Genomic DNA, 14,897 nt, shown 5'->3' with positions numbered 1-14,897 from the left:
AGGGTGGGGGTGATTCGTGAAGCGCCTCACATATCACGGTATTTTTGTCTATTTAACGTGAGAACCACCCTAGGTGTTTCTCACGGCAAAGTGCAACTGATACCGTGAGGCTTATGACGAGCGTCCCACTCCCTCCGGCCCCGGGCACTGCCGCGCACCTCAGTCTGGCGCTGGCAAACAGCGTCGTTACCCTGCCCGGTGGTTCGCAGATTGATGAACTTGATACTCCGGACAATGCCACTGCGTGGCTGATTGCGCAGGGTCTGGCTCCGGAAGGCACCGGCCTGCTTTCCTACTGCCAGCAGCAGCTCGAGGGACTGAGGGCGGATCTCCGGCGGATACTCGGATCCCACACAGAAGGCAGCGCTCCGGCCCCGTCAGCGCTGGAGGGCCTCAATCGCGCGCTGACTGCAGTGCCCAGTGCAGCGCCACTGCACTATTCCCCCGGGGCGGGACTGGAGCGCGTCCACACCCATCCACTGAGCAGGATTGTTGCCCACGCCATGGCCCAGATTGCCGAGGATGCCGCTGGACTGCTGACCGGTCCCGATGCCGGCCGGCTTGCGTCCTGCGCCGCGGCGCCGTGTGACCGGTTTCTGATCCGCACGCACGCACGCCGGCACTGGTGCTCCGAGCGGTGCGGTGCCAGGCAACGCGCCAACCGGTCCTACGCCCGAAAGCTGGAGAAGGCCAGGGTGGACTAAAAGCCCGCGCGCTGTGGAACGGCCGATCATCCTCAGCGGTTGGTGAACCGAGTGCGGTAGGACGTCGGCGTGGTCGAATACGCCCTGATGAAGTTCTGCCGGAAGGTTACCGGGCTTCCGAAACCGCAGGCATGCGCAATTCGCCCCACGCTCCAGGCTGTGGTTTCCAGCAGCATCCGGGCTTCGTCGAGCCGCCGGCCAAGCACCCATCGTGCCGGCGCCAGGCCCGTGGTTTCCCGGAATCTCCGCGTGAAATTGCGTTTGCTCATGACTGCGCGGGCAGCCAGCACGTCCACGCTGAGGTCCTGGTCCAGATTGGCCAAAGCCCACTCAATGGTCCTGCCGAGCGGTCCGCCCAACCCCGAATCGGAAACCGGACGGGCAATGTACTGGGCCTGGTCACCCTCGCGGTGCGGGGCGACGACGATATGCCGTGCCACGTCCGCCGCGGCTGCGGATCCGAGATGCCTCCGCACAATGTGAAGGCAGGCGTCCAGGGCGGAGGCTGTCCCCGCCGAGGTGAGAACATCCCCGTGGTCAATGTAGAGCGCGGAATCATCGAAGCTGACGGCCGGCTGTGCGGCGGCCATGTCCCCGGCGGACTCCCAATGCGTGACTGCGCTGCGGCCGTCCAGCACGCCGCTGCGGGCTACCGGATACGCGCCCAGGCACAGCCCGGCAATTCCGGCATTCCGTGCGTGGGAGCTGCGGATCAACGTCAGCAACCCGTCGGAGGGCGGAGCAAGGTCAGGCAGCCAGGAGGGGAAGATTACCAGGTCTGCGTTCCGGGCAAGGTCCGGGCCGGCAGTCCCTTCCACCAGGTATCCTTCCGCGCTGCGGACAGGTGCTCCCGTCTCGGTGAAAACACCGGTCTCCCAGTCATCGGCCAAACCGAGCCGGGACACTTCGCTGAACACCAGCAGGGGTGCGGCCAGGTGAAAGAGGGTCATTCCGTCAAAAGCGTGGATGGCAATCTTCACGTGGCCTATTCTCATCGAAAGTGTGCATATCTGCCACTCACTGTCGAGGTCCGTTCGCTGCCATGCTGGAAGCACGATCACCCGGACAACTCACAAGGAGCCCCGCACCATGGCACAACCGACCCGCGCACTCGTCATCGTTGACGTGCAGAATGAGTATTTTGGCGGACCTCTGGAGATCCAATATCCGGACCGCGATGAGTCCCTGGCCAACATCACCACCGTCATCGACGCCGCCGAGGCGCAGGGGATGCCCGTCGTCGTCGTGCAGCATGAGGCGCCGGCGGGATCACCGGTCTTCGCGGAAGGCTCCCGGGGCTGGGACCTGCATCCGGACGTTGCCGCGCGCCGCAGGGACTCCTGGAAACGGATCGGCAAGAGCTACGCGAGCGTTTTCGCCGGCACCGATTTTGAGGACTGGCTGCGGGAGAACAACATCGACACCATCACCCTGGTTGGCTACATGACTAATAACTGCGACATCGCTACTGCCGCTGCAGCTGAGCCACTGGGATTCACGGTGGAGCTGTTGTCGGATGCCAGCGGCGCAATCCACCTGGCCAACGAGGCGGGACAGGTCAGTGCGCGTCAGGTGCATGAGGCGCTCATGGTGCTGCTGCAGTCCAACTTTGCCGCCGTGGGCACAACCCGGGAATGGCTGCAGGCCGTGGAGGCAGGTACGGCGCTGTCCCGGAGCGACCTCGGCACCTCCGCTATGCAGGGACGGGCGGCATTCCAGCCCGTGGCGTGATCCGGGCGGGGACCCTCAGTCACCGCCGCCAGCTGTACTCCAGTTCCGGCCGTCCACGCGTTCCGTAGCGGGGAGTCCGCAGCACGGCCCGCTGATCGTCCAGATGCTCCAGATACCGCCGGACGGTAATCCGGGACATGGCCAGGGCCGCCGAGACCTCGCTGGCGGACATCGGTGCATCGGCCGCCTTGAGCAGCTCCGAAACAGTCTTCAGCGTATCGGGGGACAGGCCCTTGGGCAGCGCCGCCGGAACGTTGGGGCGCAGTGCTGCCAGGGCCCTGTCCACCTCCGACTGGGTTGCGGAGGATCCCTGGCCGGCCAGATTCAGATGGTACTCACGGTAGGCGGCGAGCTTGCCGCTGAACGCCGAATAGGTGAACGGCTTGATCAGATACTGTGCAATCCCCGCGGACATGGCGCTGCGGACGACGGCGAGATCCCGCACTGCGGTGATGGCAATGACATCCGAGGGGACACCGGCGCCCCGGATCCGCCGCAGCACATCGAGCCCATGGAGGTCCGGCAGGTTCATGTCCAGCAGAACCAGGTCGGCGGCGGAGGCGTTGAGAAAGGTGATGGCGTCCGTACCGGTATGCACCACGCCGGCCAGCGTGAATCCGGGGCAGCGGCGCACGTACTCGGCATGGGCCTCAGCGACAATGCCTTCGTCTTCCACCACGAGCACGCTGATGTCCTGCTCAGTATTCACCGGGGGCACCTTGGGGAGCCAGCGGGCGTGCGGCGGGCCGGGGAACCAGAACGGTGAAGCGGGCACCGCAGCCGGGTTGTCCGCCCGGATCAAGGCACAGCGATCCGCCCAGGCGCAGCACTGCCTGGCGGACCAGGGGTAATCCAATGCCCCGCATGCTTCCCGCCGTCCCGGGGGGAAGCAGTGCCTTGGGATCCTTGGTGCTGAACCCCTGGTGGAAGATCTGCTCGGTGTTTACCTCCGGAATGCCCGGGCCGTTGTCCTCCACGACGATCTCGAAAACAGTCGTCCCCTCCCCGTCCTCCCAAACCGCAAACCGTGCCGTCACCTCAGGCTCCGGGACGTTCGCGACGGCGTCGAAGGCGTTATCCACCAGATTGCCGACAATGGTCACCAGCTCTCCGGGATCCACTTCCAGCGGGACAGCGGAGCCGGCATGTTCCAGATCTATGTCCAGGCGGATGGCGCGCTCGCGGGCCTGCGCCGACTTGGCGGTGAGCAGCGCGGCCAGGGCGGGATCACCCACCGCGGCCACGACGTCGTCGGCCAGTTTCTGTGACAGCGCCAAGTCACGGGTGGCGAATTCCAGTGCATCGCCGTGCCGGTCCAGCTCAATCAGCGACACCAGCGTGTGCAGCCGGTTGGCGTGTTCGTGTGCCTGGGCCTGAAGTGCGTCGGTCAGGGTGTGCATGGACTGCAGTTCTCCGGTCAGGGCTTCGATATCGGTGTGGTCGCGCAAAGTGGTGACTGTGCCGAAGCGCTTGGGTGCCCGGACGCTTCGCCTGCCGCCGCGGCCGCCGGGCCTAAGCCCTGGGATGCCGTCACGCACCGGCGGAGCGACGGCGGGAGACTGGTTCACCACCAGGATGCGGTCGCCTGCAAAGTGGAACTCGTCCTTGGCACTCCTGCCGCCATGCAGCAGATCGGCCAGCGGGCCGGGCAGTCCCAGGGAACGGGAATCCCTGGGCTGTCCGCTGCCGCCGGGCGGCAGGCCCAGCAGGGCCGCCGCCCGATCGTTGTACAGGACAAGCTCGCCGTCATTGTTCAGCAGCAGCAGGCCTTCGCGCAGCGAATGCAGGGCGGAGTCATAGAACGTGAACATGCCCAGGAGCTCGTCGGGACGGTGGTCACGGGTGGTGCGCCGCAGATAGCGGCTGAGCACGTAGGAGGCCAGAGCCCCGCAGGCCAGTGCCCCCAGGGAGGTAAGAAACACCACGGGCAGGTCCGCATTGCGGGCGATGGCCACCCGGTCCACGGTGATGCCGGCGGCAACTAGCGCGGTGACCCCGCCGTCCGGCCCAAAAACCGGGACGATGGCCCGGACCGAGGGGCCAAGGGTGCCGGAATAGGTTTCCGTGAAGGACTGCCCTGCCAGCGCCCGGTCCACGGTACCGATGTAGGCCTTTCCGATCTCATCCTCGCTGCGGTGCGTGAAACGTGTCCGGTCGGGAGCCATGATGGTCAGGAAATCGATGTGCGCGGCATCCATGACGGCCTTGGCGAACGGCTGCAGGGCAGCGCTCGGATCCGCAGCGGCGGTCGATTCGAGCACAAAAGGATCCGCGGCAACGGTTTCCGCGACTGAAAGCATCCGTTCGGCGGTCTCATCATAGCTGTTCCGTTCGGCCTGGAGGTAGAGCGCCAGCGAGAGTCCGAGGGACAGGCAGATGAGGAAAACCAGCTGCCCCATAAGCAGCCGGCTGGCCAAACTCCATTTCCGCACTTCATTTTCCTTTTGTTCAAACACTTGAGAACAGTATGACCACAATCGTGACAGTCATCACAGCACCGGGTGACCATGGTTATGAAGGACTTATGTTCCGGCGAATCCCGTACGGCTCCGCACTGGCGGAGGGCCGCAGTCTCGGTGCCGCCGGGGACACATCAGCAAAACCAGCCTAGGAGCAGCACAAATGGCATCTGCCACCATTGCCCGCGGCGCAGACTCACCGAAGAGTCCGCGCAAAAAGGACAAAACACACTTGCTTTACATCGCAGTAATTCTCGCGGTGGTGCTCGGCGCCACTCTTGGCCTGGTTCAGCCGGAATTCGCCAAAGGCCTGAAGCCCATTGGCACCGCCTTCATTGGCCTGATCAAGATGATGATCGCGCCGGTCATCTTCTGCACAATTGTCCTTGGCATCGGCTCGATCGCCAAAGCAGCAACCGTCGGCAAGGTCGGCGGACTGGCCCTGGGCTACTTCATCCTCATGTCCACCTTCGCCCTGGCCATCGGCCTGGTTGTCGGTAACCTGATCCACCCGGGCGAGGGCTTGAACATTGCCGCCGGCGCCGAGAGTGCGCCGAAGGTCGCCGAGGACGCCGAAGGCATGACCGGGTTCCTGCTCAGCATCATTCCCACCACGCTGCTTGCATCCCTGACGGGCGAGAGCATCCTGCAGACGCTGTTTGTGGCCCTGCTGGTCGGGTTCGCCCTGCAGAAGATGGGCTCCGCCGGAGCTCCGATCCTCACTCTTATCGGCCAGATCCAGAAGCTGGTATTCCGCATCCTGGGCATGATCATGTGGCTGGCACCGATCGGCGCCTTCGGTGCCATTGCCGCCGTCGTCGGCGAAACCGGCGTCGAGGCAATCAAGAGCATGGCCGTCCTGATGATTGCCTTCTACATCACCTGTGCCCTGTTCATCGCCGTCATCCTTGGCAGCGTGCTGAAGCTGTGCACCGGCGTGAATATCTTCAAGCTGATGCGCTACCTGGGCCGTGAATACCTGCTCATCTTCTCCACCTCGTCTTCCGAGGTTGCCCTGCCGCGCCTGATCGCCAAGATGGAGCACCTGGGCATTTCCAAGCCGGTGGTGGGCGTTACCGTGCCCACCGGGTACTCGTTCAACCTGGACGGCACCGCCATCTACCTCACGATGTCCGCGCTGTTCGTGGCCTCGGCCATGAATATGCCGCTGGAACTCGGTGAGCAGATCTCCCTGCTGGTCTTCATGATCATTGCGTCCAAGGGCGCCGCCGGCGTCACCGGCGCCGGCCTGGCCACACTGGCCGGCGGACTGCAGTCGCACCGCCCGGACCTGGTGGAGGGTGTTGGCCTGATTGTCGGCATCGACCGTTTCATGTCCGAAGCACGCGCGCTGACCAACTTCACCGGCAACGCCGTCGCCACCGTCCTGATCGGTACCTGGACCAAGGAAATCGACAAGGAGCAGGTCAACGCGGTGCTGAACCGCGAACGCCCGTTCGATGAATCCACGATGGATGACGGGCACTCGGAGCCGCAGGTTCCGGAACCCGTTCTGGAAACCACGGCAGTCCGCTAAGGGTTACGCCGGGTTTATCCCGCGCCGCACTGCAGCACCGAGGGCGCTTCCGCAACAGCGGGAGCGCCCTCGGGCGTCTCTGCCGGGCGGTTCCCTGCGTGGGGTGCCTGCCTCGTCCTGCCCCCATCTGCACGTAAGTTCCACAACCCGGAGCCGGAACTCGCCCCGCAAACGGCGGCGCGGATCAACGTTCTACCTCTAGTTGAGAGTCAAGGCTCGCGGCGTTCCGTCACGTCGATTAGCGGTATAGGTGCGGCACCGCTGTAATCTTGACAGGGACAGCCCGCAGGACAGCTAGAGACGGAAGCGTGGATTATTACGTGAGCAGCGATCAGAGTTCAACAACTCTGCAGGACGCAACACAGGACGCAGCCGAGTCCGTGATGGGGCCGACAGGACGCCCGCTGACGGAATTCCCTGAACCTCCGGTGCTCACCTCCCATGGACCCGCACGGATTATCGCCATGGTGAATCAGAAGGGCGGCGTAGGCAAGACCACGTCCACCATCAACCTCGGCGCCGCGCTGGCTGAAGCCGGACGCAAGGTCCTGCTGGTTGACTTCGATCCGCAGGGTGCCCTGTCCGCCGGGCTCGGCACCAACCCGCATGAACTGGACCTCACCGTCTACAACGTGCTGATGGACCGCAAGGCGGACATCCGCGCAGCCATCCACCAGACCGGCATCGAGAACATCGACCTGCTGCCGGCCAACATCGACCTCTCTGCCGCCGAAGTGCAGCTGGTTAACGAAGTGGCCCGCGAGCAGGTCCTGGAACGGGCACTGCGCAGGGTGGCGGACGACTATGACGTCATCCTCATCGACTGCCAGCCTTCCCTGGGCCTGCTGACGGTCAATGCGCTGACCGCCGCCCACGGCGTCATCATCCCGCTGATCTGCGAATTCTTCGCGTTGCGTGCCGTGGCACTGCTCGTGGAAACCATCGAGAAGGTGCAGGACCGGCTGAACCCCGGACTCCAGATCGACGGTGTCCTGGCCACCATGTATGACGCACGGACCCTCCATAGCCGCGAAGTTATCTCCCGTCTGGTGGAAGCCTTCGGCGACAAGGTCTTCGAGACGGTCATCAAGCGGACCATCAAGTTTGCCGACGCCACCGTGGCCGCCGAGCCGATCACCAGCTACGCAGGCAACCACCCCGGTGCTGACTCCTACCGCCGCCTCGCCAAGGAACTGATTTCCCGCGGCGGCGCCCCGTAACTGCGGTGACAGGCTCTGCGGAGTCCGCGGCTAAGGACACTGAATCCCCGCCGGTCCGCGGATTCCGGGTCCGGCTGGAGAACTTCACCGGACCCTTCGATGTTCTCCTAAGCCTCATCTCCAAGCGGGAGCTGGACATCACCGAGGTGGCCCTCGCCGATGTCACTGATGACTTCATTGGTTACATCAAGGCTCTTGGCGACGCGGAACAGGCCTGGGCCCTGGACGAAGCGAGCGAGTTCCTGGTGATTGCCGCCACCCTGCTGGATCTGAAGGCAGCCCGCCTGCTGCCGGCCGGAGACGTTGAGGATGCCGAAGACGTGGCTCTGCTCGAGGCCCGGGACCTGCTGTTCGCCCGGCTTCTGCAGTACCGCGCCTTCAAGCAGATCGCCGGTATCCTCGATGCCCGGCTGCAGGACGAAGCAGAGCGTTTCCCGCGCCGTACCGGACTTGAACCCCGGTTTGCGGCCATGCTGCCGGAACTGATCTGGCGGACCGGCCCGCAGGACTTCGCCGCCATGGCGGCCAGGGCCCTGGCCCCGCAGGCAGCGAAACCCGCCACGGTGGGGCTGGCCCATCTGCACGCCCCCAAGGTCAGCGTGCGCGAGCAGGCGGCCATTATTGCCCGCCGGCTCAAGACGGAGGGCCGGCTGTCCTTTGCTGCGCTGGTGGACGACGCCGGCAGTTCGGTGGCCGTGGCCCGGTTCCTGGCGCTGTTGGAACTGTTCCGGGACGGCGCCGTTTCCTTCGATCAGACGGATCCGCTGGGTGAACTGCTGATCAGCTGGTGTGCGGCACCCGGAGCCTGTCCGGCGGCCCGGAATACCGGCAGCTCCCTCGCGAATATCGACTCCCACCACGCCCACTCTTTGGAGGAACATGCCGCAGGACCCCGTGGCGCAGCCTGACTCCGGCGGCCCTTCCCCGGAACACACCGACCTCCGCGCGGCCGTGGAAGCGGTCCTGATGGTGGTCGACGAACCCGTTACCCCCGCCGAGCTCGCCGAGGTGCTGGAGGTCCCGGTGCCGCAGGTGCAGGACACCCTCACGGAACTGCAGCGCGAGTATGACGGCTATACTGGGGGAGGACCCGGTGGCACAGTACGTAGTTTTCCTTCAATGCGAGGTTTTGAACTGCGGGATGTGGCCGGCGGCTGGCGGATCTACTCCCGCGCCGAGTTTGCACCCGTGGTCTCGAAGTTTGTCCTGGGCGGCCAGAGTGCTCGTCTGACTCAGGCTGCACTGGAAACCCTGGCAGTGATTGCCTACCGGCAACCTGTCTCCAGGGCGCGGGTATCTGCCATCCGGGGTGTCAATGTGGACTCCGTTGTACGGACCCTAATCCAGCGCGGACTCATCGATGATGCCGGAGCGGAACCCGAGACCGGCTCAATGATGTACCGGACCACGCCGTACTTCCTGGAACGGCTGGGACTGGGCAGCCTCGACGAACTTCCGCGGCTTGCGCCGCACCTGCCCGGGCTGGAAAACCTGGCTGAATTTGAAGACACTACTTACTAACCGCTACACCCGAAGGACTTTTTATGACACAGGCACCCCGCTCCGGATCAGGCCGTAACAACCCGCGCGGCGGCGGAGCTGCCGGCGGCAAATCCTTCGGCAAGGGCTCCAAGCCTGCCGGTTCCCGCACCGGCGGCCGTGCCGCCGCCAAGCGCGACCCCGGTATGAGCGCCGGCGAATTCCGCGCCAACGGCTACCGCCCCCGCGAGGAGTCCGCCGAGAGCCGTCCCGAAAAGTTCCGCTCAGCAGCCTCACGTGCCTTCGACGGCAAGGGTTCAGGCGCTTCCAAGGGCTCCGGCGCATCCAAGCCCGGCGCCGGCCAGTTCAAGCCCGAAGGCTACAAGGCCGGTGCGCCCAAATCGGCCAAGCCGTATGGTACCAAGGGCGGCGCTTCGCGCACCGGCGGTCCCCAGGCAGGCCAGCGCAAGAACGGTGACCGTGCTTTCCGCAACGAGCGTTTCGGACAGAACCTCGGTGTCGTCAAGCGCACAGCCACCCGCCGCCCGGCCAAGCCGGTCATCTCCGACCACCACGATCCCGAGGGCGTCCGCCTGCAGAAGGTCATGGCCCAGGCCGGCGTTGCCTCGCGCCGTGTCTGCGAAGACATGATCCGTGAAGGCCGCGTGGAGGTCGACGGCGAGGTTGTCACCGAAGTGGGCGTCCGCGTTGACCCCTCCCAGGTTGCCATCCACGTGGACGGCATGCGCCTGCAGTTGGATGAACACCTGAAGTACTACGTCTTCAACAAGCCCAGCGGCGTGGTCTGCACCATGGATGACCCCGAGGGCCGCCCGTGCATCAGCGACTTCCTCAAGAGCACCAACAAGCATGAACGCCTGTTCCATGTGGGCCGCCTGGACACCAACACCGAGGGCCTGCTGCTGCTGACGAATGACGGCGAACTCGCCAACCGGCTCACGCACCCGTCCTACGAAGTGCCCAAGACCTACCTGGTGCAGGTCCGCGGTCCCATGGCCCACGGCGTCGGCGCGCAGATGCGCGAAGGCCTGGACCTCGAGGACGGTTTCGCCCAGGTGGACTCCTTCAAGCTGGTTGACTCCACCCCGGGCCACCTCCTGGTTGAAGTTGTCCTGCATTCGGGCCGCAACCGCATTGTGCGACGCATGTTCGAGGCCGTCGGCCACCCCGTGGAGCGTCTCGTGCGCACCCAGGTGGGACCGATCCGCGTGGGCGATCAGCGCCAGGGCAGCATTCGGGTGCTCGGCCGCACGGAAGTTGGCCACCTGCTCGCCTCCGTAGGCCTCTAGGGCGTGGGCGCGGCACAGGGAGCAGCCACGCACCTGTCCGGTCCCGTCCTGGTGATCGGAACAGGCCTGCTTGGCACCAGCATTGGGCTGGGGCTGCGCGGACAGGGCATCGACGTTGCGCTGTCCGACATATCGCCGTCGACCGCCGCCGTGGCGCGGGACATCGGCGCGGGCCGGCTGCTGGAGACAGTGGAAGAAGGCTTCGCCCCCGAACTGGTGGTGGTGGCGGCACCGCCGGACGTCACCGCAGCGCTTGCCGGGCAGGCGCTGAAGGACTGGCCCGACGCCGTCGTCGTCGACATTGCCAGCGTCAAGGGTGCGGTGCTGGCGGATCTGCGCGCCGCCGGTGCGGACCTGAGCCGCTACGTGGGCACCCATCCTATGGCCGGCCGGGAAAAGTCCGGTCCGGTTGCCGCGCTGGGGGAGCTGTTCACCTCCATGCCGTGGGTCATCTGCGCGTCTGAGGAAAGCACTCCGCAGGCAGTCAAGTGTGCCGAGGCGCTGGCCATCGATCTTGGTGCCGTGGTGTCGCGGATGACTGCCGAGGATCATGACCAGTCCGTGGCTCTCATTTCCCACCTGCCGCAGGTTATGTCCTCGCTGGTGGCCAGCCGGCTGCAGGACACGCCGGCCCAGGCCATGGCACTGGCGGGGAACGGCCTGCGGGACGTGACCCGGATTGCTGCCAGTGATCCCAAGCTCTGGGTGCAGATCCTCTCCGGAAACGCTCCGCGCCTGGTGGAAATCCTCTACGGTGTGCGGGAGGATCTGAACCGGCTTATCTCCACGCTGGAAAACCCGGTGGCCGACGGCGCCCGCCTGGACATGGCGCAGCTGATCTCGGAAGGCAACACCGGACAGGCCCGGATTCCGGGCAAGCACGGTGCGCCGCCGCAGTCCTTCGTGTCCTTCACCGTGCTGGTGGATGACACGCCGGGGCAGATTGCGCGGCTGCTGACGGAGATCGGCGAGATTGGTGTGAACCTGGAAGATCTGCGGCTGGAGCATTCCTCCGGCCAGCAGGTGGGCCGTGCGGAGATCTCTGTCCTGCCCAGCCGGGTACACAGCCTGGTACATGAATTAAGCGCCCGCGGGTGGAAGGTAGTGCAGTGACTGTAGAACGTAATCCGGCCGAGTTCCGGCTTGGAAAACCCCTTGTCGTGGCCATTGACGGCCCGTCCGGTTCAGGAAAATCAAGCATCAGCCGTGAAGCCGCCCGCCGGCTCCGCGCCGCCTACCTGGACACCGGTGCCATGTACCGCGCCGTGACGCTGTACTGCATGGAGGCCGGGATTGACCTCGAGGACGCCGTGGCAGTGGAAGCCGCAGCCCGTGCCGCCGACATTGAGCTCAGCACGTCCCCGGATGCCGAGTTTGTCCGCGTCAGCGGCCGTGACGTCACTGACGCCATCCGCGAACCGATCGTCTCCTCCTCGGTCAGCGCGGTGGCGACCACCCTGGGTGCGCGCGCCGAACTGGTCCGCCGCCAGCAGCAGCTGATCAAGGACTCGGGCCTGCGCATCGTCGCCGAAGGCCGGGACATTACCACCGTCGTCGCGCCGCGTGCCGAAGTACGCATTCTGCTCACCGCCTCCGAGGAGGCCCGCCTGCGCCGGCGCGGCGTCCAGCTGGGCGGAACGCAGAGCGCCGCACAGCTGAAGGAACAGGTGATCACCCGCGACGCCAAGGATTCCGCGGTGGTCAATTTCCAGCAGGCGGCCGACGGCGTGGTCACCATCGATTCCTCGGACCTGGACTTCGAAGAGACAGTCCAGGCTGTGCTGGACGTGGTGTACGCCAGCACCCACTAGGACCCGGATAACACCACCGGCCGCAGCGTGATTGCAGTGCACCGGCAGGGCCCAAGTGCCCTGCCGGTGCTGCGCGTGTTTCAATGGACTGGTGGAACTGCGGTGTTAACACCCGCGGAACCCCACACAAACTTACCGGGCTGAACGTCCGGAGACGGCCTGCTTGCAGTGCTGCAGACCTCAACGGAAAGAAAGCAAAAATGACGAACTCCTCATACTCCGGCGCTGCCGGCGACGAGACTGGCCAGGAAGAATACATTCCGGCCGGAGAGGACCAGGTAAACGAACGCCTGGCCAGCATGGACGATGCCGAGACCGAGCTGCGTGCCGAAACGCTGCGCGCCGGCCTGTCCGACTACGAACTTGACGAAGAAGATGCCGCGCTGCTTGCCGGCGGCTTTGAAGAATACGATGAAGACGCCCCGCTGCGCCAGGACCCCGTCGTCGCCATTGTGGGCCGCCCGAACGTTGGCAAGTCCACGCTGGTGAACCGCATCCTGGGCCGCCGCGAAGCCGTGGTGGAAGACACCCCCGGCGTGACGCGCGACCGTGTGTCCTACCCGGCGACATGGAACGGCGTTAACTTCACCCTCGTGGACACCGGCGGCTGGGAGCACGATGCCCGCGGCATCCATGCCCGCGTGGCCGGACAGGCCGAGGTTGCCGTCGACGTCGCCGACGCCGTACTGCTGGTAGTTGATGCCACTGTAGGCATCACCGCCACTGACGAAGCCGTGGTGCGGATGCTGCGCGGCAAGGGAAAGCCCGTCGTTGTTGTCGCCAACAAGGTGGACGACATCCAGAACGAAGCCGACGCGGCGCAGCTGTGGGGCCTTGGCTTCGGCGAACCGCACCCCGTCTCGGCCCTGCACGGCCGCGGCACCGCGGACATGCTGGACGCCATGATGGAGGTCCTGCCGGAGTACTCCGCCTACGGTGGACTCGACAAGTCCGGCGGACCCCGCCGCATCGCCCTGATCGGCCGCCCGAACGTGGGCAAGTCCTCGCTGCTGAACAAGTTGGCCGGCAGCGAGCGCGTGGTTGTCGATGACACCGCCGGCACCACCCGCGACCCGGTTGATGAGCTGATTGAACTCGGCGGGCGCACCTGGCGCTTCGTGGACACCGCAGGCATCCGCCGCCGCCAGCACATGGCACAGGGTGCGGACTTCTACGCCTCCCTGCGCACCCAGTCCGCGCTGGAAAAGGCCGAGGTTGCCGTAGTGCTTCTGGCCGTGGACGAGGTCCTTAGCGAGCAGGACGTCCGCATCCTGCAGCTGGCCATTGAGTCCGGCCGCGCTCTGGTGCTGGCCTTCAACAAGTGGGACCTGCTCGACGACGAACGCCGCCGCTACCTGCAGATCGAGATCGAGCGCGACCTCGCCCATGTGGAGTGGGCCCCGCACGTGAACATCTCGGCCATGACCGGCTGGCACAAGGACAAGCTTGTTCCCGCCCTGGACAAGGCCCTGGAGAGCTGGGACAAGCGCATCCCCACCGGTAAGCTCAACGCCTTCCTTGGCGAGCTTGTGGCAGCCCACCCGCACCCCGTGCGCGGAGGCAAGCAGCCCCGTATCCTCTTCGGCACGCAGGCTTCCTCGCGTCCGCCGAAGTTCGTGCTCTTCACCACCGGATTCCTTGATCCGGGCTACCGCCGCTTCATCACGCGCCGCCTGCGTGAGACGTTCGGCTTCGAGGGAACCCCCATCGAGGTCAACATGCGCGTACGCGAAAAGCGCGGCAAGAACCGCTAGCAATCCGGCCCCCGGACGCTGTTACGGCGTCCGGGGATTCCCGATTCGGGAAAACTGCCCATCATGGGGTAGAGTATTCGAGTTGCTTCGGCCGGAAACGAACCGGTCAAGAACGGGTTGTGGCGCAGCTTGGTAGCGCACCTGACTGGGGGTCAGGGGGTCGCAGGTTCAAATCCTGTCAACCCGACAACTGGGCCTGACAGAACGAAAGTTCTGTTGGGCCTTTTGTCGTTTAACGGATCATGCCCCGACCTGCACCGGACCGGGGCTGAGCGGTTGATGCCATGGGGATCAGTGTCCCAGCGCGGTGACATCTTGGAGGACTTCAGGCATCCGCCCCTGAAACTGGTGTCCGCCGCTTTCATGGCGGCGGATGACGGCCTGCGGAAGCCGGGACGCGTGGAGGTCAACGTGGCCGGCCGGTACAACGTCGTCGTCCACGCACTGGTGCAGGAACAGCGGCAGATCCACCGGCAGCTGAGTGTCTGCCGGCAGGGAGTATTCTGCCTGCCAGCCTTCGGAACCCCAGAATGGCATAGCCAGCAGGACCAGCCCGCGGGGCAGCGGCTCCGCGGGTCCACCCGCAGAGTGCAGCAAAACCATGGAGGCACCGAAGGAGTGGGCGACGATGACGGGCTCCGGGCCGATATTTCGCAGCTGCCTCTCCAACTCCCGGCGCCACCCCGCGGCCGACATGTCTTCGTCCGGAAACCTGGGCGCCAGCACCTCAGCTCCGGGGAGGCTGCGCAGATCTGAGGCCATCGGCTGGTCATCCCGCCATCCTCCGGCACCGTGGACAAAGAGGATTCTCATGAGTTCTCCTTTCTGCGCCCCCAAATCAATGGTGCCTGTGTACCGGATTGTTCGAAACCCCTCATTCTTCGCAGCGGTA

14 protein-coding genes and 1 tRNA gene are annotated in these 14,897 nt (G+C 65.3%); 11 read left to right on the top strand and 4 right to left on the bottom strand.

The window, feature by feature from the left end; translation table 11 throughout:
- The first annotated feature begins 113 nt into the window (after nt 1–113).
- On the top strand, nt 114–704 hold the full coding sequence (locus QMA10_RS07300) for an ABATE domain-containing protein (RefSeq protein ID WP_290167170.1): 591 nt from the start codon (nt 114–116) through the stop codon (nt 702–704).
- Nucleotides 705–736: 32 nt separating this feature from the next.
- Here the strand turns inward: QMA10_RS07300 and QMA10_RS07295 are convergent, their stop codons facing one another.
- Entirely contained in the window at nt 737–1,684 is a 948-nt protein-coding gene (locus tag QMA10_RS07295; protein ID WP_290167169.1) for a helix-turn-helix domain-containing protein, read from the bottom strand.
- Nucleotides 1,685–1,793: 109 nt separating this feature from the next.
- On the opposite strand from QMA10_RS07295, the gene QMA10_RS07290 reads away from it, so the two are divergent.
- The gene (locus QMA10_RS07290; protein WP_290167168.1) at nt 1,794–2,435 is read left to right on the top strand and encodes a cysteine hydrolase family protein; all 642 of its coding nucleotides are present in this window, start codon (nt 1,794–1,796) and stop codon (nt 2,433–2,435) included.
- Nucleotides 2,436–2,454: 19 nt separating this feature from the next.
- On the opposite strand, the gene QMA10_RS07285 is transcribed toward QMA10_RS07290, so the two are convergent.
- Complete coding sequence (locus QMA10_RS07285; RefSeq protein ID WP_290167167.1) at nt 2,455–3,144, bottom strand: response regulator; 690 nt, start codon at nt 3,142–3,144, stop codon at nt 2,455–2,457.
- Complete coding sequence (locus tag QMA10_RS07280; RefSeq protein WP_290167166.1) at nt 3,134–4,891, bottom strand: ATP-binding protein; 1,758 nt, start codon at nt 4,889–4,891, stop codon at nt 3,134–3,136. The genes QMA10_RS07285 and QMA10_RS07280 overlap by 11 nt, the downstream gene beginning before the upstream one ends.
- A 166-nt stretch (nt 4,892–5,057) precedes the next feature.
- Here QMA10_RS07280 and QMA10_RS07275 point away from each other — a divergent pair, with 166 nt between their 5' ends.
- The 9 genes from QMA10_RS07275 (at nt 5,058) to QMA10_RS07235 (ending at nt 14,192) form a co-directional block, all read left to right on the top strand.
- Nucleotides 5,058–6,431, top strand: a complete 1,374-nt coding sequence (locus QMA10_RS07275) for a cation:dicarboxylase symporter family transporter (protein ID WP_290167165.1) — start codon at nt 5,058–5,060, stop codon at nt 6,429–6,431.
- 320 nt (nt 6,432–6,751) lie between these two features.
- Complete coding sequence (locus tag QMA10_RS07270) at nt 6,752–7,651, top strand: ParA family protein (RefSeq protein WP_290167164.1); 900 nt, start codon at nt 6,752–6,754, stop codon at nt 7,649–7,651.
- A 5-nt stretch (nt 7,652–7,656) separates the two neighbouring features.
- Nucleotides 7,657–8,559 (top strand): ScpA family protein, encoded by a 903-nt coding sequence (locus tag QMA10_RS07265; RefSeq protein WP_290167163.1) that lies wholly within the window; start codon nt 7,657–7,659, stop codon nt 8,557–8,559.
- Nucleotides 8,531–9,172, top strand: a complete 642-nt coding sequence (scpB, locus tag QMA10_RS07260; RefSeq protein WP_290167162.1) for an SMC-Scp complex subunit ScpB — start codon at nt 8,531–8,533, stop codon at nt 9,170–9,172. Before QMA10_RS07265 ends, scpB begins: the two co-directional genes overlap by 29 nt.
- A gap of 23 nt (nt 9,173–9,195) precedes the next feature.
- Nucleotides 9,196–10,440 carry a pseudouridine synthase gene (locus tag QMA10_RS07255; RefSeq protein WP_290167161.1) on the top strand — a complete coding sequence of 415 codons (1,245 nt, stop codon included), beginning with the start codon at nt 9,196–9,198 and terminating at the stop codon, nt 10,438–10,440.
- A gap of 3 nt (nt 10,441–10,443) precedes the next feature.
- Complete coding sequence (locus QMA10_RS07250; RefSeq protein ID WP_290167160.1) at nt 10,444–11,553, top strand: prephenate dehydrogenase; 1,110 nt, start codon at nt 10,444–10,446, stop codon at nt 11,551–11,553.
- Complete coding sequence (gene cmk, locus QMA10_RS07245; RefSeq protein ID WP_290167159.1) at nt 11,550–12,251, top strand: (d)CMP kinase; 702 nt, start codon at nt 11,550–11,552, stop codon at nt 12,249–12,251. The genes QMA10_RS07250 and cmk overlap by 4 nt, the downstream gene beginning before the upstream one ends.
- 200 nt (nt 12,252–12,451) lie before the next feature.
- The gene (der, locus tag QMA10_RS07240; protein WP_290167158.1) at nt 12,452–14,005 is read left to right on the top strand and encodes a ribosome biogenesis GTPase Der; all 1,554 of its coding nucleotides are present in this window, start codon (nt 12,452–12,454) and stop codon (nt 14,003–14,005) included.
- 113 nt (nt 14,006–14,118) lie between these two features.
- A tRNA-Pro gene (locus QMA10_RS07235) sits at nt 14,119–14,192 on the top strand.
- 104 nt (nt 14,193–14,296) lie between these two features.
- Here the strand turns inward: QMA10_RS07235 and QMA10_RS07230 are convergent.
- Nucleotides 14,297–14,818: an alpha/beta fold hydrolase gene (locus QMA10_RS07230; RefSeq protein ID WP_290167157.1), complete on the bottom strand. Its 522-nt coding sequence runs from the start codon at nt 14,816–14,818 to the stop codon at nt 14,297–14,299.
- Nucleotides 14,819–14,897: the final 79 nt, after the last annotated feature.

Source organism: Arthrobacter sp. APC 3897, from assembly GCF_030407495.1.
GTDB lineage: Bacteria > Actinomycetota > Actinomycetes > Actinomycetales > Micrococcaceae > Arthrobacter_B.
This window is presented reverse-complemented; position numbering and strand designations above follow the sequence as displayed.